22 protein-coding genes are annotated in these 23,773 nt (G+C 55.1%); 16 read left to right on the top strand and 6 right to left on the bottom strand.

Annotation, left to right across the window (positions count from 1 at the left end):
* Positions 1 to 160: 160 nt before the first annotated feature.
* The 5 genes from ACTQ34_RS07870 to ACTQ34_RS07850 form a co-directional block, all read right to left on the bottom strand.
* A complete protein-coding gene (locus ACTQ34_RS07870) occupies positions 161 to 403 on the bottom strand; it encodes an HPr family phosphocarrier protein (protein ID WP_297274437.1) in 243 nt (80 codons plus the stop codon).
* A gap of 300 nt (positions 404 to 703) precedes the next feature.
* On the bottom strand, positions 704 to 2,113 hold the full coding sequence (locus ACTQ34_RS07865; RefSeq protein WP_441363301.1) for a hypothetical protein: 1,410 nt from the start codon (positions 2,111 to 2,113) through the stop codon (positions 704 to 706).
* A complete protein-coding gene (locus ACTQ34_RS07860; protein WP_441363300.1) occupies positions 2,094 to 2,630 on the bottom strand; it encodes an RNA polymerase sigma factor in 537 nt (178 codons plus the stop codon). Before ACTQ34_RS07860 ends, ACTQ34_RS07865 begins: the two co-directional genes overlap by 20 nt.
* 198 nt (positions 2,631 to 2,828) lie before the next feature.
* On the bottom strand, positions 2,829 to 4,154 hold the full coding sequence (gene aspS / locus ACTQ34_RS07855) for an aspartate--tRNA(Asn) ligase (RefSeq protein ID WP_441363299.1): 1,326 nt from the start codon (positions 4,152 to 4,154) through the stop codon (positions 2,829 to 2,831).
* Between the two features lie 119 nt (positions 4,155 to 4,273).
* The gene (locus tag ACTQ34_RS07850) at positions 4,274 to 5,719 is read right to left on the bottom strand and encodes a lipopolysaccharide biosynthesis protein (protein WP_441363298.1); all 1,446 of its coding nucleotides are present in this window, start codon (positions 5,717 to 5,719) and stop codon (positions 4,274 to 4,276) included.
* A 171-nt stretch (positions 5,720 to 5,890) separates the two neighbouring features.
* Here ACTQ34_RS07850 and csaB point away from each other — a divergent pair, with 171 nt between their 5' ends.
* The 14 genes from csaB to ACTQ34_RS07780 all read left to right on the top strand — a co-directional run bounded on the left by csaB (position 5,891) and on the right by ACTQ34_RS07780 (position 20,335).
* Positions 5,891 to 8,131: a polysaccharide pyruvyl transferase CsaB gene (gene csaB, locus ACTQ34_RS07845; RefSeq protein ID WP_441363302.1), complete on the top strand. Its 2,241-nt coding sequence runs from the start codon at positions 5,891 to 5,893 to the stop codon at positions 8,129 to 8,131.
* Positions 8,128 to 9,306: a glycosyltransferase gene (locus ACTQ34_RS07840; RefSeq protein WP_441363297.1), complete on the top strand. Its 1,179-nt coding sequence runs from the start codon at positions 8,128 to 8,130 to the stop codon at positions 9,304 to 9,306. Before csaB ends, ACTQ34_RS07840 begins: the two co-directional genes overlap by 4 nt.
* A gap of 274 nt (positions 9,307 to 9,580) precedes the next feature.
* Positions 9,581 to 10,072: a 5-(carboxyamino)imidazole ribonucleotide mutase gene (purE, locus tag ACTQ34_RS07835; protein WP_441363296.1), complete on the top strand. Its 492-nt coding sequence runs from the start codon at positions 9,581 to 9,583 to the stop codon at positions 10,070 to 10,072.
* Between the two features lie 101 nt (positions 10,073 to 10,173).
* Positions 10,174 to 10,884, top strand: a complete 711-nt coding sequence (purC, locus tag ACTQ34_RS07830; RefSeq protein ID WP_441363295.1) for a phosphoribosylaminoimidazolesuccinocarboxamide synthase — start codon at positions 10,174 to 10,176, stop codon at positions 10,882 to 10,884.
* Between the two features lie 26 nt (positions 10,885 to 10,910).
* Positions 10,911 to 12,386 (top strand): amidophosphoribosyltransferase, encoded by a 1,476-nt coding sequence (gene purF / locus ACTQ34_RS07825; protein WP_441363294.1) that lies wholly within the window; start codon positions 10,911 to 10,913, stop codon positions 12,384 to 12,386.
* Between the two features lie 3 nt (positions 12,387 to 12,389).
* On the top strand, positions 12,390 to 13,811 hold the full coding sequence (locus tag ACTQ34_RS07820) for an amidophosphoribosyltransferase (protein WP_441363293.1): 1,422 nt from the start codon (positions 12,390 to 12,392) through the stop codon (positions 13,809 to 13,811).
* A 35-nt stretch (positions 13,812 to 13,846) separates the two neighbouring features.
* Positions 13,847 to 14,884 carry a phosphoribosylformylglycinamidine cyclo-ligase gene (gene purM / locus ACTQ34_RS07815; protein ID WP_441363292.1) on the top strand — a complete coding sequence of 346 codons (1,038 nt, stop codon included), beginning with the start codon at positions 13,847 to 13,849 and terminating at the stop codon, positions 14,882 to 14,884.
* 18 nt (positions 14,885 to 14,902) lie between these two features.
* The gene (gene purN, locus ACTQ34_RS07810; protein WP_441363291.1) at positions 14,903 to 15,526 is read left to right on the top strand and encodes a phosphoribosylglycinamide formyltransferase; all 624 of its coding nucleotides are present in this window, start codon (positions 14,903 to 14,905) and stop codon (positions 15,524 to 15,526) included.
* Positions 15,527 to 15,543: 17 nt separating this feature from the next.
* On the top strand, positions 15,544 to 16,269 hold the full coding sequence (locus tag ACTQ34_RS07805; protein WP_441363290.1) for an IMP cyclohydrolase: 726 nt from the start codon (positions 15,544 to 15,546) through the stop codon (positions 16,267 to 16,269).
* On the top strand, positions 16,266 to 17,441 hold the full coding sequence (locus ACTQ34_RS07800; protein WP_441363289.1) for a phosphoribosylaminoimidazolecarboxamide formyltransferase: 1,176 nt from the start codon (positions 16,266 to 16,268) through the stop codon (positions 17,439 to 17,441). Before ACTQ34_RS07805 ends, ACTQ34_RS07800 begins: the two co-directional genes overlap by 4 nt.
* A complete protein-coding gene (locus ACTQ34_RS07795; RefSeq protein ID WP_441363288.1) occupies positions 17,438 to 18,025 on the top strand; it encodes a hypothetical protein in 588 nt (195 codons plus the stop codon). Before ACTQ34_RS07800 ends, ACTQ34_RS07795 begins: the two co-directional genes overlap by 4 nt.
* Positions 18,022 to 18,561 (top strand): hypothetical protein, encoded by a 540-nt coding sequence (locus ACTQ34_RS07790; protein ID WP_441363287.1) that lies wholly within the window; start codon positions 18,022 to 18,024, stop codon positions 18,559 to 18,561. The genes ACTQ34_RS07795 and ACTQ34_RS07790 overlap by 4 nt, the downstream gene beginning before the upstream one ends.
* Positions 18,558 to 19,814, top strand: a complete 1,257-nt coding sequence (gene purD / locus ACTQ34_RS07785) for a phosphoribosylamine--glycine ligase (RefSeq protein WP_441363286.1) — start codon at positions 18,558 to 18,560, stop codon at positions 19,812 to 19,814. Before ACTQ34_RS07790 ends, purD begins: the two co-directional genes overlap by 4 nt.
* Positions 19,811 to 20,335: a hypothetical protein gene (locus ACTQ34_RS07780; protein WP_441363285.1), complete on the top strand. Its 525-nt coding sequence runs from the start codon at positions 19,811 to 19,813 to the stop codon at positions 20,333 to 20,335. The genes purD and ACTQ34_RS07780 overlap by 4 nt, the downstream gene beginning before the upstream one ends.
* 83 nt (positions 20,336 to 20,418) lie before the next feature.
* On the opposite strand, the gene glgB is transcribed toward ACTQ34_RS07780, so the two are convergent.
* Positions 20,419 to 22,200, bottom strand: coding sequence for a 1,4-alpha-glucan branching protein GlgB (gene glgB, locus ACTQ34_RS07775; protein ID WP_441363284.1), 1,782 nt, complete (start codon positions 22,198 to 22,200; stop codon positions 20,419 to 20,421).
* A gap of 231 nt (positions 22,201 to 22,431) precedes the next feature.
* On the opposite strand from glgB, the gene ACTQ34_RS07770 reads away from it, so the two are divergent.
* A complete protein-coding gene (locus ACTQ34_RS07770; RefSeq protein WP_441363283.1) occupies positions 22,432 to 22,989 on the top strand; it encodes an RNA polymerase sigma factor in 558 nt (185 codons plus the stop codon).
* A complete protein-coding gene (locus tag ACTQ34_RS07765; protein WP_441363282.1) occupies positions 22,982 to 23,749 on the top strand; it encodes a hypothetical protein in 768 nt (255 codons plus the stop codon). The genes ACTQ34_RS07770 and ACTQ34_RS07765 overlap by 8 nt, the downstream gene beginning before the upstream one ends.
* Positions 23,750 to 23,773 lie beyond the last annotated feature (24 nt).

The following is a 23,773-nucleotide window of genomic DNA, read 5'->3' as shown; positions in this document are numbered from 1 at the left end:
TCTTCTTGAATTCTGGTGTGTAGCGTTTGTTTGGTATTCCTTTTGGCATAATAAAGCACCCCACTTGTTATCCAGTATATCATACTGTCTAACAAATGGGGTGCAGTTCAGCTTGCGTTTCCGGTGCTTTTATTTAAGTATTTTCAGATGCGGGAAAGGATTACTCCTCATCCTCGATTTCCAGATAGTCAGCCAGATCCTTGAATAGGGCGGTCGGGTCGACATCGTCCTCCAAGACGATCTGCAGCGGCTCGTTGAGAGACAGCAGGAACATGCCGAGCAGGCTCTTGGCGTCTACCATGCCGCTCTTGCCGTGAATCCAGATATCAAAGCCGTACTTGGTGACAATCTTGTTAATCTTCTGGATGTCATCCGTATTCTTTACGCGGATACCTCTGGTCATAATAATTACCTCCATTTCAAAAGCGCTGAGTTCTTTTTCTGCTATCATTATAGCATAAAAATACAGAAAGGAAAGAGCCTTTTTCCGTTATTCGGTGTTTTTCATCATTTTGAAGCCAGAGGAAGGGTGCATTGCATGATTCTTGTATTTTATGCACAAAAAGTACGCAGTAAAACTGTGCAATGTGCGAATTTCATAAAGATATAACCAAAAAAGAACAGCCTGCGTATCAGCAGGCTGTTATATGCCGAGCCGGAACGGCCCCACACCGCCCGGCCTCATTTACCCCCACAGGGCTTTCTACTCTTCTATCGAAATGGTAACATGATTGATTCGGATGGCTGCAATTGTTTCGGTTTGCAGAAAACGGCGGCTTTCCGAACCGGTCTGGTATTGGTATTCTATGCTGAACTGCGCTGTGGCTGTATCGGAACTGTCCGAACTGAGTGAGTTGCCATGTGAAACTGTGCGCACAGTGGTGCCATCCTGCAGAACAAGCGTCACATCCGGCGTTTGTCGATCATCGAAGTACAGCGGATTGCTGGATGTGGGTTCAACCGGCATAGTGCCGAAAAGCTCGACTCCCAGCGGCGTAATCTGGAGCTGATGGAGTCGAATGCCGTCTGCCATTGTCAGATCCAGATCGCGCGTCAACGTTTTTGCGCTCGGAGCACAGAAAGAAAACGACCAACCCGTTTCCGTTAGCGGGCTATAGCGCCTGTAAGAGATTTGTGGCTCTAAATACGGCAGATCATCTTCCGTCAATCCTTCAAACTGGGTTTCACAAAGTTCAATAGCGCAATTCGTGTCTCCATAGCTATGCAGTGAGCCGAAGTATAGACGGTCGGTACGGATATCTCGTAAGGCTTCAATTTGTGCTGTTACGCTGTCGTAGGAATCGTATTCGGGCATACGGAGCGAAACGCACAAAATGTCGCCTTGAAAGGCGACGCCTGCAAATTGAATTTCTGGCGATTGATAGGATTGCGGCAGCATGACATCGGCACAGTCCTGCTGTTGTAGGGCGGTGAGTCGCTGTGCTCCGTCATCCTCTTCCTGATAGGAGACCGGGTGCGATTGATAGATTGCGGCAAGATCCATCGGGGCAGACAGGGTATCGGTCTGTTCCATGCAGGAGGCCGGATCGATGGTTAGTGTTAACTGACGGTCGCCAGGATCTTCGGTCAATGAGAATGCCTCATAGTAGTACTCTACCGAAGGGTCCTGACTGTCCATCAAACCCATCCCGCTGGACGACACACAGTATTCGTCCGAACCGTCCATCAGCAAGTTGGAGCTACCCAAAAGGGTAATGCGTGAATCGGTGTTGACGATGGAATTATCCGCATAGCGGAAGGAATAGAGAACCGCAACGTCGTCCTCACTGACAATCGCGTCTTCCAGCGTGATGGTGCAGCCGTCGATGGTTTGCGTTTGCCGCACGGGAGTGGTAAGGCCATCTGGTATCATCACGTTCTGTCCGAAAAGTGCGTTCCAGCCGCCGGAGAACTGCACCATAGCCGCTGCGGCAGTTGCGGTCAGCAGAACCGCAGCAAGGACAGCGGCCAGAATGCGCTGCGGGCTGCGCAGCGGCATACGGCGGCTGCGGCGGGCGCGCTGTTCGCGCACTGCACCGGCAATGTCATACATTGGCGTTTCGATCTGTTCCAATGCTTGGCGGATACGCAGATCATCCGGTGTGAGTTTCATATTCCTTGCTCCTCCTTTCTGCCGGCGTGCCTTGCAATGCTTGGGCCAGCTTTTTGCGTGCGCGCTCATACCGCTTGCGGAGAGTCGCAGCGGGCTTGCCATAAATCACGGCGAGCGCGTCAAAACTGCGCTGTTCGATAACTCGACTGTATACCAGTGCGCGCTGTTCGGGCGACAGGGTTTCGAGTGCGCGGCGCAGGTCCTCACCGATGTAATCCGGGTCGGCAGCCACAGGAGGCGGCGTGACCAACTGACGCTTACGGTGGCGCAGTAGATCGACGCAGGTCGTATAGGCAAGGCGGTAAAGCCATGCGCTCAGGCTGGTACCCGGACGGAATCGACGATGATTGTCATAGGCTTTGATAAAGGTGGTCTGCACGGCGTCCTGTGCTTCGTGATAGTCGCATAAAATATGATGGCAATATCGCAGAAGAGGCTGACCGTACAGCGCAATTGCATCCGCGAGCGCTGCCTCACTGCCTTCGGCAAAGCGCTCGTCGAGTGGGCGGGCGTCCATGACTGCGCCCCCTTTCGTAGGAACATGTTCACCCTATATAACGGACGTCGGGCGCATTTTGTGACAGCGTTTCCAGATTTTTTCCGTTTTGTTACCGAAATTCAATAAATTAGGCAGAGTAGAGAAAATATTAAAAAAACAAACCAACAAAAAAACACCGTCGAAATTGTGCATTCCGACGGTGTATACGGTTGTATTTTACGGTTCGAGGCGGTTCATGTCGCGCGGGAACATGGAAGCATCGCGCACATTGGCGAGCTTCAAAAGCTGCATGGTCAGGCGCTCCAGACCAATGCCAAGACCGCCATGCGGCGGCATGCCGTACTTGTGCAGCATGGTGAACGATTCAAACAGCTCAACATTCATCTTGCGTGCTTCCAGCTTGGCAATCTGCTCCTGATAATCGTGGATACGCTGGCCGCCAGTTGTGATTTCCAAACCGCGGAACAGCAGGTCAAACGACAGGGCGAGCTTGGGATCTTCGGGGTCGTCCATCGCGTAGAACGGGCGCTTGGCAGACGGGAAGTGGGTGACAAATACAAACTCGCTGCCGTATTCTTCCTTAGCCCACTGGCAGAGCAGCACTTCCTCGTCCGGGTTGAGGTCATAGCGGTTCTTGGACTTGTGGCCGTACTTTTCCTCCATGATCTGCTTGGCCTCATGGAAGCGGATAGTCGGAATCTCGGTGATTTCCGGGATATCCGCCTTGAGGAGCGCAAGCTCTTCCGGGCAGTGCTCCTTGACATAAGCCATGACCGATTTAAGCATGCCGGTTTCCATCGCCATGACGTCGTACATCGAATCAATGTACGCCATCTCGAAGTCCAGACCGATATATTCATTCAAGTGACGCGAGGTGTTGTGACGCTCGGCACGGTATACGCTGCCGATTTCAAACACGCGGCCGAACGCACCTGCAAGATACTGCTTGTGGAACTGCGGAGACTGCGCAAGGTAAGCCGGCTGACCAAAGTAGTCGAGCTTAAACAGGTTCGCGCCGCCTTCCGCACCCGCAACCACAATTTTAGGCGTGTGGATGTGGGTGAAGCCCTGAGACTGCATATACTGTGCAAAGACGTCCGCAATGGCACCCTGCACACGAAATACCGCCTGCTTGATGGGATGACGCAGCGTGATGGGACGCAGCGGCAGATCGACGTCAAGTGACAGACCCATATACTTCTTGCCGAGCGGTACCGGCAGCTGGTCGTACGGACGGCCAATCACCTTGACAGCGCTCAGCACAACCTCAATGCCATGCTCCGCACGTGGCTCTTCATGCACTGTGCCGGTGACTTCAAGTACCATGGCATCCTTGATTTCGGCGCGCTTGATGCCGCCGATTTCGTCTCCCTGGAAGGTGCACTGGATAAGGCCGCGCTCAACGCGCATGATGACAAACGCAAAGTCCGACATGTCGCGCACACGGTGTACCGTGCCGCGGAAGGTGACTTCTCCGCCGACTGCATCGCACACACGCTTTACGGTATCGACGTACTGGCCCGCTTCGTGAATCATTTCCATAATTATTAACGCCTCTCTATTTCAGCATTTTCATACAGGGTCATATTATACCATTGATTTGCAGGATAGACAAGTTTTTTGCGAGAAAAAAGGTGAAAAACCCAACAGATAAAAAGGTTTTATCGTTTGAGCTTGCGCAGTACGGCCTGCATTTCCGCACGTCCCTCGCCGCTGGCAACAATGCACACGGCATAGACAATTGCGCCCGCAGGTACGGCGCAGACCAGCCGCAAGAGGTTGCCGACCGGCAAAAGGGTGCAGCCAAAGGCTGCCGCACCGCACAGCGCGGCGCTAACGATGATACGAGTCAGGTTTTTCGCAGGCACGTGGAACAGAAAACGCCGCCGCACCCGTACACGGGTGATGATAAAGTAGGACGCAAAAGCGACGATGGAGCCCATGGCGCCGCCGGTAAATCCGAATGCGCGCAGCAGAATGACACTGGAAACCACTTTGATGACCGCAGCCACCGCGCTGTTTTGCAGCACATGCACGGTAGCCTGCTCCAGCTCATATGCCTTGTTGGCGTATTCCGTCAACCCCATGAACAGCATGGCAAGCGCAGTGTACGCGATGACCGGCGCACCTGCGTCATATCCTTTGGCAAACAGCACGCGCGACATTGGCAGCGCGACTGCCGTCAGTCCGGCAACTGCGGGTACCGCGATCAGTAGATACAGCCGTACACCCTGATCGAGCAGGGGCTTGGCCGCATTCTGTCCGCCCTCGCGCCACGCGCGCAGCACAGCAGGATATACGCCACGCATGATACCGACCGAAATCATGGTAAACAGGCCGGATGCAATCGAGTTGTTGGATGAATAAATGCCATATGCATCCATGTTGAAAAAGCCGACGACAAGATACTTGTCAATCTGATTGAGCAGCGTCACCGAGATGGAAACGCCCATCAGCGGCACGCCGAAGCGCAAGAATTTGCCGAACAGTTCGCGCGAGAACCAGCGCAGCCGCGCAATCGACGGCAGACCGAGCGCAATCACCGCACCAATGCCGGCCACACCGTCCGCTACCGTGTTGGCGCAGATGGCAGGGAAGGGGGAGGTGGGGTTGCGCATGCCGAATACCAATCCGTAGGCGATGAGCAGCTTGAGTACGGCGGAAGTGAGACTGAGCGTAATGGAGGCGCGCATGCGGCCGAGCTGAATGAGCGCGGAATTGAGAATCTGAAAGACCGTGTAGCTGAAAAACATGGTCATGAAGCCCAGATAAAGTGGGTCATGCAGTATCACGGCGGCACCACAGCAGAATACTGCAACCGCCACGCAGATGATGAGATACACAGTCGAAACCGTGGAAAACAGGCCACGGCCCTGATCTTTGCCGAACTCTTCCCCGACATAGCGGGTTGCGGCGTTTGCCATCCAGCCGGCCAGAATCAGATAGGCGATCTGTACGTTGAAATTGATAAAGTTAAACGTGCCAACGGTGGACTCGTAAAACAGATGGGTATACAGAGAGGTGCATGCAATAACCAGCAGGCCTTCGATAACCTTGGCTGGCAGGAACAGCATGGCGTCGCGCGTCATGGTATTTTTGGAGGACAAAGGAAAAACCCTCGCTTTCGGTCAGATAGATATAGTATAGCATGGTTTTTCGGGAAAAACAAATAACGGTTTGTAAACAGTGGTACTTGCGTTTTGCAATTGCACGCTATCCATGGTATACTGTTTATATCTGTGAGAAAATGTCCTTTGGAGGAATCTGTTTTGCGAGTGATGCATGTGATGGGCGGCGGCGACGTGGGCGGCGCCAAGACCCAAATTATGAATACCGTCACCGGGCTTGCCAGGCGCAATGAAGTGATGCTGATTTCCTTCCGCGCAGGCCCGTTCGCGGATGAGGCACGCGAGCGCGGCATCGATGTGCGCGTGATCGAGCGGCACAACCCGTTCCGCGCGGCACGGGCGATGCGCGATCTGGTGGATCAGTTCCGGCCGGATATCATCCACTGCCATGGCGGCCGCGCCAACCTGATGGGGGCGATGGTACGCCGCATGCGCCGCGTGCCGGTGCTGACGACCGTACACTCGGACTATAAGTTGGATTATCTGGGAAATCCGTTTAAGCAGCATACCTTTGGCGCGGCCAATGCGGTGGCACTGCGTTTTCTGGATTTCTACCAGCCCGTGGCCGACCGCATGGCGCGCACGCTCATTGAGCGCGGCTTTGATCCCGAACGCATTGTCAAGATTTACAACGGCATGGATTTCCACCGTCCGGAGGGTGAGTTTGACCGTGCGCAGTACCTGAAAGAGAACTACGGTGCGGAAATCGAGGATGGCGACGTGTTGTGTGGCATTGCCGCGCGTTTGACGGCTGTCAAGGATATAGCGACTACTGTGCGCGCCTTTGCCGCGGCGCTGCAGGATGCGCCGCAGCTGCGCCTGTTCATTGCAGGTGAAGGTGAGGATGAGGAGATGCTCAAAAAGCTGTGCGCGCAGCTGAATGTTACCAACCGTGTAACGTTTTGCGGCTGGGTGTCGCCGGTTGAGCCATTCTTTCGCGCGATGGATATCAATTTGCTGTCATCGGTGTCCGAAACCTTCCCGTATTCGATTCTCGAAGGCGTCTGTGCAGGCTGCGCGACCATCTGTTCGGATGTGGGCGGTATGCCCGAGCTGATTGATACAGGTGAAAACGGCTATATCTTCCCGGTCGGAGATTATAAAAAGCTCAGTGAATACATGGTGCGCCTAGCGAACGATGCGGAGCTTCGCCAAACCTTTGCACAGGCGCTGTACGAGAAAGCGTCGCATAATTTTTCCAAAGACAAGTTGTGCGAACGGCAAGAAGCCAACTACCGCCATCTGCTGGCGCGTTTTCACCGGCCTAAGAATGAGCGTGAGAGCATTGTTATCTGCGGCGCATACGGACGCGGCAACGCAGGCGATGATGCGATTCTGGAGGCGATCGTGCAGGAGATGCGCGCGCTCGCTCCCGAGCGCACGATCTGTGTCATGTCCCGCCGCCCGCAGGAAACTCGCCTGACCTACCGCACGGGCGCAGTGTACACTTTTAATATCTTTTCGATTTTACGGCGATTTCGTCGCGCGGCGCTTTATATCAACGGCGGCGGCACGCTCATGCAGGACGTGACCTCGACACGTTCTATCTGGTATTATTGTTACACGCTGCGCGCGGCGAAAAAGCGCGGCTGCAAGGTGATGATGTACGGTTGCGGCATTGGTCCCATCAACCGCGCGGGCAACCGCAAGATGGCGGCCAAGACGATACAGGGTTCGGTCGATCGTATCACGCTGCGCGACGAGAACTCCCGGCAGGAGCTGGCGCGCATGGGCGTTACTCGACCGGATATCCGCGTATCCGCAGACCCGACTATCATTCTGGACGCAGCCCCATATGAAGTGGTGTCGCTGGCTATGGAGCAGAGCGGCATCGACCCGAGCGGGCGTTATATCGGCTTCGGCCTGCGCAACTGGAAAGGCTTGGACGCTGCGCTGCCCGCGATTGCAGCAGCGGCGGATTACGCCTATGAAAAGCACGGCCTGACGCCGGTATTTGTGCCGATCGAGTTCCCGAGCGATTTGACGCCTGCCGAGCGGGTGGGTGCGTTGCTGCACTGTCCGTGGTATGCGGTCCGCACCCGCCAGCCCATTGAGGTGACCATCGGTATCCTCGCGCGGATGAAAACCGTGGTTGGTATCCGACTGCACTCGCTGATGTTCTCGGCGGGGCAGGGGGTGCCGGTTGTCGGCATGAGTTATGATATCAAGGTGGACAGCTTTCTCAAGTACATCGGCAGCAGCACCTGTTTGCAGCTGCGCGAGGTGCGTGTGGACGAGCTGTGCGGACTGATTGACAAATGCCTGTCCGGTGCGCTGGATGAGGAAGTGCGCCGCAACGCCAAGCTGCTGCGTGAGCGTGAGCATGAAAATGTACGTGGAGCGGCGATTCTGCTCGGCATTGAAAACGAAAAGGAGGAGGCAGCAGAATGAAAAATCATGTCGTTTGCCTTTCAACCACCAATTATCACCCGCTGCCTACGCGCAAGCAGAACGTAATGAGCCGCTTGCGGAACAGCGAGGTGCTGTACTTTGACCCGCCGGTATCGCTGATTGCACCTTTGAAGGACAAAAAAGCGTCGGCTTATATCAATAAGTATAAGCAGCCGGGGGAAAAAGTCGAAGGGCATGAAAATATCACGGTGTACGCGCTGCCGCCTGTGCTGCCGTTTTTCAACAAGTTCCGCTGGGTGAACAAAATCAACCAGAAGCGGCAGGCGGCTTTTGTGCGCAAAAAGATGCGCGAGCATGGCTTTGGGGACGAAACCGTTTTGTGGTGCTACTCGCCGTCCTCGTGCGACATTATTGAGCATGTGCCGCACCGCGCGCTGGTGTACGACTGTGTCGACCGCCATTCGGCCTACAAGGGCCACATCAACCCGGCGGTGGTCGATCAGATGGAGCGCGATCTCGCAAAACCCGCCGATCAGGTGTTCGCGACAGCGGTGGGCCTTGCCGAAACGCTGGAAAAAATCAATCCTACGACCAAGATGATTCCAAACGGCGCGGCATATGAGATTTTTTCGCGCGTGCAGAAGGAAAAGGATAGTTTGCCGTGCCCGGCGGATATGAAAGATTTGAAACATCCGGTGTTCGGCTTTGTCGGCATGCTGCAGGAATGCATTGACTATGCGTTGATTGAAAAACTCGCAAAGGAGCGGCCGGACGCGACCATTTTCCTCATCGGTCGCACGCTGCCGGGCGTAGACCTGACGCATTTGCAGAAATATCCTAATATCGTGTTTCACGGCCTTGTGCCGCAGCCTGAGCTGCCTGCGTATCTTGCACAGATGGATGTATGTCTGAACGTGTTCCGTGCGGGCGCTTTGAGCAAGGATGTGTCGCCCTTAAAATTCTATGAATACCTTGCCACCGGCAAGCCGGTCGTTTCGACGCGAGAGCCGCTGCAGGTCGAGGATTTTAAGGACGTAGTCTATATCGCGCATAGCGGGGATGAATTTCTCGCGCTGTGCGACGCGGCAGCAGCGGAGAACGACACGGAAAAGGTGCGGAAGCGTCTGGAATACGGTGCGCAGTGCTCATGGACCGAGCGCGTGCATCAGATGGAGGTGGTGCTGTACGCGAGGGGCGTTCTGCACGAAAGCTGACGCGCGGGACGAATATCTTTGGGCATTTGCACGAAAGACGAAAAAACCGTGTAAAATGCTTGCAATGCACAAGCATATTCGATAAAATAATAGTGTATCTTCACCGATAGCCTGAGAGAAAGAGGTGCGCATATGACCGGCAGTGTTTTCTTGATGCAAACAGCGGAAACGTCCGGGCATTCGTGCATAATTTCGGGCATTGGTGCAGCACATTGAGCACATACAGGACACGGGTATATCCGTGTCCTCATTTGTTTTTGAGGAGGAATTGCAGATGAAAAAAGTTCTGGTCATTATGGGCTCGGACAGCGACTTGAAGGTGATGGAAAAGTGCATCGACCGCTTAAAGTCGTTTGACATCCCGACCGAAGTGCGCATTTGCTCTGCGCACCGCACGCCGGCGGTGGCTGAGCAGCTGGCCAAAAACGCCAAGGATGACGGCTTCGGCGTTATCATTGCGGCGGCAGGCAAGGCGGCCCATCTGGGCGGCGTGCTGGCTGCTAACACGACCCTGCCGGTCATTGGCGTGCCGATGGGTACGAGCGTGATGGGCGGCATGGACAGCTTGCTGTCTATCGTACAGATGCCCAAGGGTATTCCGGTGGCGACGGTTGCCATCGACGGCGCAGACAACGCCGCCATCCTTGCCGCGCAGATGATTGCGCTGTCGGATGACGCACTCGCGGGCAAGCTCGCGCAGTTCAAGGCGGACATGGCAAGCGAGGTCATGGCCAAGGATGAAAAAATCAAGGCGCAGTTTGCATAACAGGGTAAAGGCGCGGCAGGCGTGACCATTGCGTCGGCCGGGTAAAACCCAAAACAAACCGGTTTGTTTTAAATTACACACATAAATGGAGGAATATGGACATGGAAAAGAAAGAACAGCTCTACGAAGGCAAGGCTAAGAAGGTTTTCGCAACCGACGATGCGAATCTGGTCATTGTGGACTATAAGGATGATGCAACTGCCTTCAATGGCGAAAAGAAGGGCACGATTGCCGGCAAGGGTGTCATCAACAATGTGATGAGCAACCATATGTTCCAGCTGCTCGAGCAGCAGGGCGTGCCGACGCATTTCGTCGAGCAGCTTTCCGACCGCGAGACCGTGGTGAAGAAAGTGTCCATCGTACCGCTCGAAGTTATCATCCGCAATATTTCGGCCGGCTCGTTTGCCAAGCGTTACGGCGTAAACGAGGGCATCGTGTTTGATGAGCCGACCATCGAATTCTCCTACAAAAACGACGATTTGGGCGACCCGCTCATGAACGCTTATCATGCCATCGCACTCAAGCTCGCGACCCGCGAGGAGATTGAGCGCATCAAGACCATGGCTTTCAAGGTCAACGAAGTCATGAAGCAGTATTTTGATACGCTGAACGTCACCCTTGTCGACTTTAAACTCGAGTTCGGCAAGACCGCAGACGGCACCATCGTGCTGGCGGACGAAATCAGCCCGGACACCTGCCGCCTGTGGGACAAGACCACCGGCGAAAAGCTGGATAAGGACCGCTTCCGTCGTGATATGGGCGGCGTAGAAGAGGCCTATCAGGAAATCATGAAGCGCGTAATGAGCAAGTAAACCCACGATTGAAAAAAGGCAAATCCATGAAATATCGTATTTTAAAGCAGAGCAAAACCCCATTTGATAAAGTGCATGAGGAGTGCGGCGTGTTCGGCATCGCCGCCCCTCCAGACAAAGAGATTGCCGCCGCGCATGAGGCATATGTTGCGCTGTTCGCCCTGCAGCACCGCGGACAGGAGGCGGCGGGCATCGCGGTCAATAACCGCGGCGTTATTCACTGTCATAAAGATGTCGGTTTGGTCAGCCAGGTGTTCAATCAGCAGATTTTGGACAGCATGCCTGGTTCGATGGCGGTCGGTCACGTCCGCTACTCGACAACCGGCAAGCAATCGCGCGAAAATGCGCAGCCGATTGCGATTACGCATGTCAAGGGTAACCTTGCCGTGGCGCACAACGGCAATCTGGTCAACGCGGGCGAGCTGCGCCGCCGCATTGAATTAAACGGCGGCATTTTCCGCTCCTCGAACGATACGGAAGTACTGGTGTATACCATTGTTAACGAGCGCCTCAAATGCGGCAGCATTGAAGAGGCGGTCAAAAACACCATGGGCATCATCGAGGGCGCGTATTCGCTGGTTGTGATGAGTCCGCGCAAGCTGATTGCTGCGCGCGACCCGCATGGCTTCCGGCCGCTGTGCATCGGCCTGTTGGATGGGGCATATATTTTTGCCTCCGAGACCTGCGCGCTCGACGCGCTGGGGGCACAGTTTGTCCGTGACGTGGAGCCGGGCGAGGTCTGCGTGGTGGAAAACGGCGAGTTGCGCTCGATGCACTGCGGCGTGCAGTGCAAGAGTACGGCCTGCGTGTTCGAATATATCTACTTTGCCCGTCCGGACTCAATTATCGACGGCGCAAGCGTCGAACTGGCCCGTCAGGAGGCCGGCAAGTACCTGTCCATTGAGCATCCGGTCGGCGCGGATGTGGTCATCGGTGTGCCGGATTCCGGCATCCCCGCCGCCATTGGCTATGCCAAGTTTTCCGGTATTCCATATGGTGTCGGACTCATCAAAAACCGTTATATTGCGCGTACCTTTATTCAGCCGGGTCAGGATAAGCGTGAGCGCTCGGTGCGCCTCAAGCTCAACGCGCTGCGCACGGCGGTAGAAGGCAAGCGCGTCATTATGGTCGACGATTCTATTGTTCGCGGCACGACCTGCGCGCGGCTGGTAAAACTGCTGCGCGACGCAGGCGCAGCCGAGGTTCATATGCGTATCTCCGCGCCGCCGTTCCGTCATCCCTGCTTTTTTGGTACGGATATTCCGGAGCGCAGCCAGCTTTTGGCACACGGCCGCACGGTTGAGGAAATGCGTGAGATCATCGGCGTGGACAGCTTAGGATTTTTGTCATTGGAAGCTGCGCACAAGATTGCGGTCGGCTGCAAGCTCGGTTTCTGCGACGCCTGCTTCTCGGGCGAATATCCGATTCCGGTGCCGGAACAGGCGGAAAAGAACATGTTTGAAAATGAAATTCCGTTCGACGGGAGTCAAGACAAGGAGTAACAAATGGGAGGATTTTTCGGCGTAGTCTCCAAGCAGGACTGTGTGCTGGATATTTTCTTCGGCGTGGACTATCATTCACATCTCGGTACGCGCCGTGGCGGCATGATCCTGTATGATAAAGAGCGCGGCTTTCAGCGCCAGATCCACAGCATCGAAAACACCCCGTTCCGTACAAAATTTGAAAAGGACCTGCCGGACTTTTCCGGCTGCAGCGGCATTGGCTGCATCAGCGATACTGACCCGCAGCCGCTGCTGGTGCGATCGCACCTTGGTCTGTATGCGCTGACGACGGTCGGCATTATCAACAACGCGGAGGACTTAGTTTCTCGCTATTTTTCCGACCACGGCCATCAGTTTATGGCAATGAGCTCGGGCAAGGTCAATTCCACCGAACTGGCGGCGGCGCTTATCAATCAGAAGGATGACCTCATTTCCGGTATTCTGCATGCGCAGGAGTTGATTGATGGTTCGCTGACCGTTCTGGTGCTCACACCGGATGGTATCATTGCCGCGCGCGACCGCTTGGGCCGACTGCCGGTACTGGTTGGTCAGAATGAGGATGGCTGCTGCGTTTCGTTTGAGTCCTTCGCGTATCATAAGCTGGGCTATGAGGACGCTTATGAGCTTGGTCCGCGTGAGATTGTCAAGGTCACCGAGGAGGGCTTTGAGACGCTTTCGCCCGCAGGCAAGGAGATGAAAATCTGCTCTTTCCTGTGGACGTATTACGGCTATCCAAATTCCAACTACGAAGGCGTTAACGTTGAGGTAATGCGTTACCGCAACGGCGCTATCATGGCGCAGGACGATAAAAAGCGCGGTCTTGCAGGAGATGTGGATTATATCGCAGGGGTGCCGGATTCCGGTGTGCCGCATGCAATTGGCTATGCCAACGAATGCGGTAAGCCGTTTGCCCGTCCGTTTGTGAAGTATACGCCGACTTGGCCGCGCTCGTTCATGCCGGCCAATCAGAAGGTCCGCAATCAGGTTGCCAAGATGAAGCAGATTCCGGTACCCGAGCTGATTGAAGGCAAAAAGCTGCTGTTTGTGGACGATTCCATTGTACGTGGTACGCAGCTGCGAGAGACGGTCGAATTCCTGTATGAGTCGGGGGCGAAGGAAGTGCATATGCGTTCCGCCTGTCCGCCGATTATGTACGGCTGTAAGTACCTGAACTTCTCCTCCTCCAATTCCGAGATGGAGCTGCTTGCCCGCCGCATCGTGCAGGAGCTGGAAGGCGACGAGGGCCAGAAGCATCTGGAGGAATACGCAGACGCTAACACCGAGCGCGGTCAGTGCATGCTGAAAACCATCTGTGAGAAGTTCGGTTTCAGTTCGCTGGGCTATCAGTCACTTGACGGTCTTTTGGAGGCCATCGGACTGGACCGCGACAAGGTTTGTACCTATTGCTGGAACGGCAAGGAATAAGCCGTTCCGCTGAAAAAAGACGAAGGAGTATTACTATGAGTGAGAGCCGTTCTGAAAGCTACAAGGCAGCCGGTGTAGACGTTACCGCCGGCTACGAGGCGGTCAAGCTGATGAAGCCGATGGTCGAGTCGACCTTTACGAAGGGCGTGATGGGCACGCTGGGCGGCTTCGGCGGCCTGTTCCGTCCGGACTTTAAGGGCATGGCTGATCCCATTCTGGTTTCCGGCACGGACGGCGTGGGCACCAAGCTCAAGCTGGCCTTTTTGATGGATAAGCACGACACGGTCGGCATCGACTGCGTGGCGATGTGCGTCAATGACATTGCCTGCTGCGGCGCGCAGCCGCTGTTTTTCCTCGACTACATTGCGGTCGGCAAGAATCACCCGGCCAAGATTGCGCAGATGGTTTCCGGTATCGCGGAAGGCTGCCGTCAGGCAGGCTGTGCATTGATCGGCGGCGAGACCGCCGAAATGCCCGGTTTTTATCCCGAAGATGAGTATGATATGGCGGGATTCTCGGTTGGTATGGTCGATAAGGAGAAGATGATCGACGGCATGGGCATTCGTCCGGGCGACGCGCTGATCGGCGTCGCCTCCTCGGGCGTGCATTCCAACGGCTATTCGCTGGTGCGCAAGACGCTGGGCATCAACGAAAAGTCCGTGCGTCGCTATATTGATGAGTTTGGCAAGACGCTCGGTGAAGAACTGTTGACTCCGACCAAGATTTACGTCAAGGCCATTCAGGGCCTTATGGGTAAGGTCGAGGTCAAGGGCATCAGCCACATCACCGGCGGTGGCTTCTATGAGAATGTGCCGCGCATGCTGCCGGACGGCATTTGTGCCAAGATTGAAAAAAGCGCGATGCCGGTGCCGCCGGTGTTCGACCTGATTGCAAAGACCGGCAAGATTCCGGAGCGCGACATGTATAACACCTTCAATATGGGCGCGGGGCTTGTGCTTGCTGTGTCGGCAGAGGATGCTTCCCGCGCGGTAGCCGCAATTTCAGCCGCAGGCGAAAAGGCATATGTCATCGGCGAGTGCGTGGCCGGCGAAAAGGGCGTCGTGCTCGAGTAAAAGAGTGGAGAATCAGTTATGATAAACATCGCAGTTTTGGTTTCGGGCGGCGGAACGAATCTCCAAGCACTGATTGACGCACAGGCAGCGGGCAAGATAGAAAACGGCCGCATTCGGCTGGTGATTTCCTCCAATCCGGACGCGTTTGCGCTGGAACGCGCGGCGAAGGCGTCTATTCCGTCCGCCGTGCTGCGCCGCCGTGACTTTGATAACGCAGAGGACTACGGTGCGGCGCTGACAGCGCTGCTGGAGGAATACGAGATTGGTTTGATCGTACTCGCAGGCTTTATGACCGTGCTGCCGGACAGCTTCTGCAGCCGCTACGAAAACCGCATCATCAACGTGCATCCGTCGCTTATCCCGTCTTTTTGCGGAGCGGGCTTCTACGGCTTGCGCGTGCATGAAGCTGCCCTTGCCAAAGGGGTGAAGGTGACCGGCGCGACCGTTCATTTTGTCTCTGAAGTGGTGGACGGCGGCGCGATTATCGCACAGAAAGCGGTTGAGGTGGAGGAAGGCGACACACCCGAGACATTGCAGAAGCGTGTGATGCAGCAGGCTGAGTGGATTCTTCTGCCGCAGGCTGTCAGCGACTTCTGCGCGGGAAGACTCGTCGTCCACGGCGCATGGGTCGCCAGAAAGTAAGGAGGAAGGAAAGCGTTATGAGCAAGAATGTGTTCGATATCAGCAATGAGCTGATGAGCAATGCGTATCCGGGTCGCGGCATCATCTTTGGCCGCACGCTGGACAATAAGCAGAATGTGGTGGCGTATTTCATCATGGGTCGCTCGGAAAACAGCCGCAACCGCGTATTTGTGGAAACCGAGGACGGCATCCGCACCGAGGCGTATGACCCGTCCAAGATGACCGATCCTTCGCTCATCATTTATCATCCGGTGCGTCAATGCGGCGGCAAGCTGGTTGTCACCAACGGCGATCAGACTGATACGATCTGTGAATATCTGAAAGAGGGGAAAAGCTATATCGACGCGCTGCGTACCCGCCAGTTTGAGCCGGACGCTCCCAACTATACCTCGCGTATTTCGGGCGTCATCAACGAGGACGGTTCCTACAGCCTGTCCATCCTCAAGAATTTCACGTCCGACCGTACCTCCAACAAGCGCTTTTTCTATGAATATGACAAGCCCGTGCCGGGACTGGGTCATTTTATTCACACCTATCAGTGTGACGGTGACCCGCTGCCGCCGTTTCGCGGTGAGCCCAAATGCATCCGCATTGAAAAGCCGATAAAGCAGTTTACCGAATTGCTCTGGTCGAGTATGAATGAGCAGAATAAGGTCGCCCTGTTTGTACGCTATATTGATTTAGAAACCGGCGCATATTGGCAGGAGATTCGCAACAAGCATGAGGAGGGGAAGGACGCATGAAGGAACTGGCACTCAAATACGGCTGTAACCCCAACCAGAAGCCTGCGCGTATCTTCATGACCGAGGGCGAGCTGCCGATTGAGGTTCTGAACGGCAAGCCGGGCTATATCAATTTCTGCGACGCATTTAACTCGTGGCAGTTGGTCAAGGCGCTGAAAAAAGCGACCGGTATGCCGGCGGCGGCGTCCTTCAAGCATGTGTCGCCTGCAGGCGCGGCACTTGGTAAGCCTCTGACCGAGGTTGAGAAGCAGATGTACTTCGTCGAGGCCGACCACGAGCTGTCTCCTATTGCGTGCGCTTATATCCGCGCGCGCGGCGCGGACCGCCTGTGCTCCTACGGCGACTGGGCGGCACTCTCCGATGTGTGCGACGCAGATACCGCAGCGTATCTTGCGCATGAGGTGTCCGACGGCATCATTGCGCCGGGCTATACGGATGAGGCGCTTGCCATTTTAAAAACAAAGCGCAAAGGCGGCTATAATGTTGTCAAAATTGACCCGGACTATGTGCCGGGGCCGATCGAGCAGCGCGATATTTTCGGTATCCGCTTCGAGCAAGGCTACAACGATTATGAAATCAGCGAAGCGCTGCTGAACAACATCGTCACCGATAACAAGGAGCTGCCCGAGAGCGCCAAGCACGATATGATTCTGGCGCTAATTACGCTTAAGTACACGCAATCCAACTCGGTCTGCTATGTCAAGGACGGCATGACCATCGGTGTCGGCGCTGGTCAGCAAAGCCGTATCCACTGCACGCGACTGGCAGGCAACAAGGCGGACAACTGGTTCCTGCGGCAGCATCCCAAGGTGCTCGGCCTGCAGTTTGTGGATGGCATCCGCCGTCCCGACCGTGATAATGCGATTGACGTATATATTTCGGATGAGTACGAGGATGTGCTGGCGGATGGCGTCTGGCAGAACACATTCAAGGTCAAGCCCGAGGTGCTGACGGCTGAGGAAAAGAAGGCGTGGATTGCGAAGAACACGGGCGTGACCGTCGGTTCGGACGCGTTTTTCCCGTTTGGCGACAATGTCGAGCGCGCGCGCAAGTCGGGTGTGCAGTATATCGTGCAGCCGGGTGGTTCGATTCGTGATGACAACGTCATTGACACTGCAAACAAGTATGGCATTGTCATGGCGTTCACCGGCATGCGCCTGTTCCACCATTGAGTCGAGAAAACGCCGCATCTGCGGCAAATTGGACACTGGCAGCCCTTATCGTGCAGGTTGCAGCCGCGGTCTGCATCGGCATGGTGGGCACATTGGCCGGAGCAGCGCTCATGGCGGTGTGCTATCTGATGAATGCCTGGGCCGCTTGGCGGCTGCGCTGCCCCGTGGCACTGGGTGCGGCGCTCGTCGGCTGCGTGCTGACGCTGCTACTGCCCAACGGCACCAATCCTGACTGGATTGGCAACATGTTGGTCAATCTGCTGTTTTTGCTGATGTACCTGCCTTTGCAGCGTAGTTTTGACAGGAAATTTCGTGCTTTGGATGCATCCGAGCAAACGCTCCGCCTGGGGCGGACATGGTCGCTGACCGCGCTTATCCAGCGCGGCGCGTCCATGATGGGCTTTCTGCCGCTGTTTGTCGGACAGGCGGAATTGTCGGCCGCGCAGGGAGCATACACCACGCTGTTTACCTTGCAGGTTGTGTTTGAAATGATTGCGCTTCTTGCGGCAATCGTGTCCTATATCTGGATGGTGCGCTATCTGTGGCGCGCAAGAACGCTGCTGAAAGAGCAGGTGGAAAAATGAAGCTGATTCGCGGCTATTATGCCTATCTTGCCATCGCGGGCGGTTTGCTGCTCGGGTTGGTGCTGCAAAGCAACTGGATGCTGCAAATCGTGGCCTATGCGCTTATTTCTGCGGGCGCGTTGTCCCTACAGCAGGTGTCGTGTTGGTTTTTGCGCGCGAGTGTCGCGGCCGACGTATGCATCGGCTTTGAGGTGGTCTGTGGGTCGGCAGTGCTGCCGCCGGGAATGCTGCGCATGGTGTTGGAGTACACTTCACTTGTGCCGTTGCTGCTGACCGGCTGTATGCTGCTGATGGCATATATCACGCAGATGCGGAATGCAGGGCGCGGAACGTTTGTCGAATGGGCGATTTTTGTTGTATGGAGCGCGGGCTTTATCCTGACGCTGCTCATGGCGCCCGGTTGGCTGAACGATATGGCGCTGTCTTTGACCGTAACCGCAGTCAACACCCTGATGGTGATCGGGTACATCGCGCTGCTGGCGGATACATTCCGCGCGCAGAAAGAATTCATCCGTACGGAGGGAGAAAAACCATGAAAGTACTGGTTATTGGCGGCGGCGGGCGAGAGCACGCCATCGTTCATACATTAAAGAAAAGTCCCAAGGTCGACCATATCTGGTGCGCGCCAGGCAACGGCGGCATCGCACAGGAAGCCGAGTGCGTCGACATCAAGGCGACTGACATTGATGGTGTGGTGGCCTTTGCAAAGGAGCACAAGCCTGACCTCGTAATGGTCGCGCCGGACGATCCGCTGGCACTCGGTATGGTGGACGCGCTGGAAGAAGCGGGGATCCGTGCATTTGGTCCGCGCAAGAATGCAGCTGTGATTGAGGGTTCTAAATCCTTTGCCAAGGAACTGATGAAGAAATATGGCATCCCAACCGCAGGTTACGCCGTGTTTGAGGATTCGGCTGCGGCGATCGCTTATATTAAGGAACAGGGTGCGCCGATCGTTGTTAAGGCGGACGGCCTTGCACTCGGCAAGGGCGTCACGGTCGCCATGACCGAGGATGAGGCTATTGCAGCGGTCAAGGACGCGATTGATGGACACGCCTTCGGCGGTGCAGGTGCGCGCGTCGTGATTGAAGAGTTCCTGACTGGCCCGGAGGTTTCCGTGCTGGCATTTGTGGACGGCAAGCACCTCAAGACCATGCCGTCGGCGCAGGATCACAAGCGTGCCTACGACCACGATGAGGGACCGAATACGGGCGGCATGGGCGCATTTTCCCCCTCGCGGTTCTATACCAAGGACGTGGCTGATACCTGTATGGAGACGATTTTCAAGCCCACAGTCGAAGCGATGGCTAAGGAAGGCCGTCCCTTCAAAGGAGTGCTGTACTTCGGCCTGATGCTGACACCCAAGGGCCCCAAGGTGATTGAGTACAACGCGCGCTTTGGTGATCCTGAGACGCAGGCCGTGCTTTCTCGCCTGGAAACCGATTTGTTTGATATCTTCAACGCGGTTATCGACGAAAAGTTGGACGAAATTGACATCCAGTGGGCGGACAATGCCGCTTGCTGCGTATGTATGGCATCCGGCGGCTATCCTAAGGCTTACGAGAAGGGCAAGGTCATCACCGGCTTGGATGATGTGACCGACTCGTTTGTGTTCCATGCGGGCACAGCGGTCAAGGATGGCGCATTCGTTACAAGCGGTGGTCGTGTGCTCGGCGTGACCGCGACGGCACCTACGCTGGATGAGGCAATTGTCAAAGCATACGCGGATGTCAAAAAGATTCATTTTGAAAAAGCACATTACCGTACGGATATTGGAGTGAAAAAGGGATGAAGACAGAACAGCAGGATCAGATTCTTGCCTGCATGGCTGAGGTTTTGAATCAGAATGCCTTTCGCGCTGAGGTGATGCGCAAGGAGGGCGCGCCCACGCTGCTGCGCTGCGAAGCGATGCGGCAGGGAAAGGTCGCTAAGGATGTGGTGATAGAGGCATGCTTTATCCCGCTTCAACTGCCGAGCGAAGACAGCGGCTTGCTGCAATTTTTTGTTACGCTGTTTCAAGGCGCGCCGGATACGCATACAAACCAGTTGCGCCGTGCATGCGCCTACTGCAATGATTTCTGTGCGTTAGGTGCGTTTGGCTTCTACGAGCAGGCAGGTCAGATTTATCTCAAGCATAATACCTTGCTTGACGGCTCGTTGGAGCTGGAAAAGATCATTCCCTTTGTAGCGGACAACATTTCTGTGTTGCTGGCAGCAGTCGGCCGGTTTATTGATGGTTTGGCGCAGATCGCTTATGCGGGCATGACCCTCGACGCAGTCATCGATCAGGAATTGTTCCCGAAGATAGGTTGAAAACTGGATTGTAAGGCACGCCTTGCAATAGAGAGCGAAAAACAGGCCGCATTTGCGGCCTGTTTTTTTGCTTTGTGAGAGCTTCATTGTGCGACTTTGCTTTGTTCAATTTTAAGCAATACAGCGCTGAATTTTGAAAGAATGAGCGAAAAATTGTCGCTATTCAAGATAAATGACTCTTGGTTCTCTTTTGTTTGCCCGCCGAAACGCTCCCAGTCGGTATGCAGCAGGATGTCTGCATTGGAGTCAGGAGAGGGGAACACATATGGCTTGTCCGAGAAGTTGCAGACTGCAATAAGGTGTTCTTCGGCGCTGCGACGCTCCCAGGCAAACACGCAGGGAGCATCCTCATCCGTGGGCAGCCAGCGGAAGGAATTCGCTGCATAGTCCCCATGCAGCGCGGGATGCGCGCAGTAGACTTTGCCCAACGCGCAGAAAAATGCGTGGAATGGACCGTCTGCATATGTCCAGTCCGGCTCAGCGTTTTCGCTCCACTCAACGCGCAGACCAAGCTCGTTGCCCATGAAGTTCAGCTTTTTGCCTGGGTGCGCAAACATGTAAAGATAGAACGCACGCGCCTGCGCGTACTTGTCGGTTAGGTCGGCCCCCCACATTTTCTGTACAATCGCGGCTTTGCCGTGCACGACTTCGTCGTGCGATAGCGGCAAAAGATAGTGTTCATTCGGGAAATACTCCATGGAAAACAATAGCTGACCGCGCCGATTCGCGCGTTCGTCCGGTGGGGTTTGCATATAGTTCAGCGTGTCGTGCATCCAGCCAAGGTCCCACTTATAGTCAAAGCCAAGCCCACCTTCGGATACCGGGCGGGTCACACCCGGAAACGCGGTCGAGTCCTCAGCAATCAGCAAGGCGGAGGGATGCCGGGCTTTCAGACCCGCATTCATATTTTTCAGGAAATCCAGCGTGTCCCCGTTGACACCGCGTGCAGGCTCACCATGCCAATATATCAGGCGGCTGACGGCATCCATGCGTAAGCCGTCAAAGTGAAACTCTTCCAGCCAATAGTTGGCCGCAGACTGCAAAAAACAACGTACTTCTCGGCGCGAGTGAATGAAATTGCAGCTGCCCCACTCGCTTTCGCCTACATCGGGGTGAGGATATTCGTATAGCGGCGTGCCATCGAACAGCGCAAGGCCGTAGCTGTCCACCGCAAAGTGAACAGGGACAAAGTCCATGATGGCGCCGATGCCTGCGTGATGCAGTTGGTCAATCAGCAGCTTGAGCTGTGCGGGGGTGCCGTAACGTGAGGTCGGTGCAAAAAAACCGGTGTTCTGATAGCCCCATGAGCCGTCAAACGGATGTTCGGACAGAGGAAGAAACTCAACATGTGTGAAGCCATTCTCATGCAGGTAGGGGATGAGCAGATCGGCGATTTCGTCGTAGCGGTACCATCCGTTTTCGTTGGCGGGATTGCGTCTCCAAGAGCCGAGGTGTAGCTCATAGATGTTCAGCGGCGCGTCGAGTGCGGCTGTGCGCGTGGACATCCAGTCCGCGTCGGTAAATTGGTATGCATCGGAGTCGGTGATGACCGAGCAGCAGCCCGGTCGCAGCTCCATGGCGAAGCCATAAGGGTCGCAGTGCTCGACCACGGTGCCGCTGCGAGTGGTAATACGGTATTTGTAGAATTGCCCCGGACGTGCATCCGGCACACATACCTCCCAGAAACCGCTTCGGCCGTCCTGTGTTAGCTCATCCTCTTTCCAGTCATTAAATGCCCCTGTAACAGTAATTTTGGCAGCATTTGGCGCAAAAACTCGAAAAACGACCGACTGGTCTTTGATGTGTGCGCCAAACCAGCGCCATGCGTCAAAAACTTTTCCGTCAAAAAATTCCTGCTTATCCATGAAGGCTTCCCTCCCAGTACGGTTTGGAGTATAGTAACAGTATAGGGGACGAGTCTGCAAAATACAACCGGCAAAGCGGGAGAGATTTGTTCAATATTTTTTGAACCAAATGATTCGGAACGGACTCTTATTATCGGAAGCCTTCCAAACAGGCGGTAAAAATTTTTTGAACCAAACCGCCACCGCGGGGCTCTTATTGACAGGTGCACCAAAACACAAAGGAGCAAAGTTATGACCGATGAACAACTTGTCCGGCGGATGCAGCAGGGTGACATGCAGGCGTTTGATGAATTGTATGAGCGCTATAAAAATGATGCCTATCGGATTGCCTGCCTGATTACCGGCAACCGTGCGGATGGTGAGGATTTGACACAAGAGGCGTTTGTGACTTGCGTGCGGTCGATTGGAACGCTCAAGGATGGAGCAAAATTCCGTCCTTGGCTGCTCAGAACGCTGTCACGTGCGGCGTGGAAATACTGTCGGAAAGCCAAACGTGAGACGCCGGTATCGGAGTTTTTTGAAACCGGCGAGGGGGAAAGCGCGCTGTCCGCCGTACTGCGGACCGATGAACAACGGCGGCTGTATGAAGCAATGTACGCGCTTGATGAAAAACGCCGTACCGTGTTGGTGCTGTATTATTTCGACAACCGGCCGGTCAAGGAGATTGCGCGTACGCTCGGCGTGACTGAGGGTACGGTCAAATCCCGCCTGTTTTCCGCCCGCCGTCATCTGCGGCAGGCGCTGACCGAAAAAGAGGGAAAGCCAGAGGAGGCTGTGACACATGGATGAAATGAAGATGGAACGTGAGATGCAGAATATGCTGCACGGGTGCGCAGAAGGGTTGGAGGCTCCGGAAAAACTCAAAACCCGCATTGATTTTGCAATCAAGAGCGGAGAAATGCCGCGCAAGGTGCGTCGCCCGTTCAGCAAGCGGTTGGCAGCGATTGCGCTCGTAGCAGCGGTGGCTGTTACCGGTGCAGTAGCGGGCAATGGTATTGTGGCCTATACGTTCGGCAGTTCCTGGTCGAATGAGCGTATGAACTATACCGAAACACAGGCCGAGATGACCGATGGCACCAAGATGCCGGAGTCGTTCTCGAACGGTTTTGCATTCAAAAACGGTGTGCATGTGTATGGTGGCGAAAAGGATGAGGACGGCAATGTGCTGCGTGAGTGGACGAATATCGACGCTGAATATGAGCGGGATGGCGTAACGCTGCATCTGGGTACGGGCGAAGTGCATAACGACGGCACGACCGTGGACACGAGCACGTTTGACGATACGCGTGAGATTAACGGCGTAACCGTGCAGTACAGCGCTGATGACTACAAGGCGGTTCCTGCGGACTACGAGCCGACTGCCGAGGAGCAGGCGGCGATTGAAGCAGGGGATTTGCAGATTGGTTACGGCGCAAGTGAAGTAACCGTGCAGCAGTACCAGTTCCTCCGCTGGGAGCAAAATGGGGTATATTACACGCTCAGTGGCTTTGACCTTGATATGACAGCTGACGAATTGTTCCAGATGGCGCAGGAGATTATCGAGTCTTAATCTGAGAAAAATGACGGATATTGA

It is taken from the genome of Agathobaculum sp. LCP25S3_E8 (assembly GCF_052117165.1).
GTDB lineage: Bacteria > Bacillota > Clostridia > Oscillospirales > Butyricicoccaceae > Agathobaculum.
The sequence above is the reverse complement of the archived record's forward strand: the minus strand, read 5'-3'. Positions and strand labels throughout refer to the sequence as shown.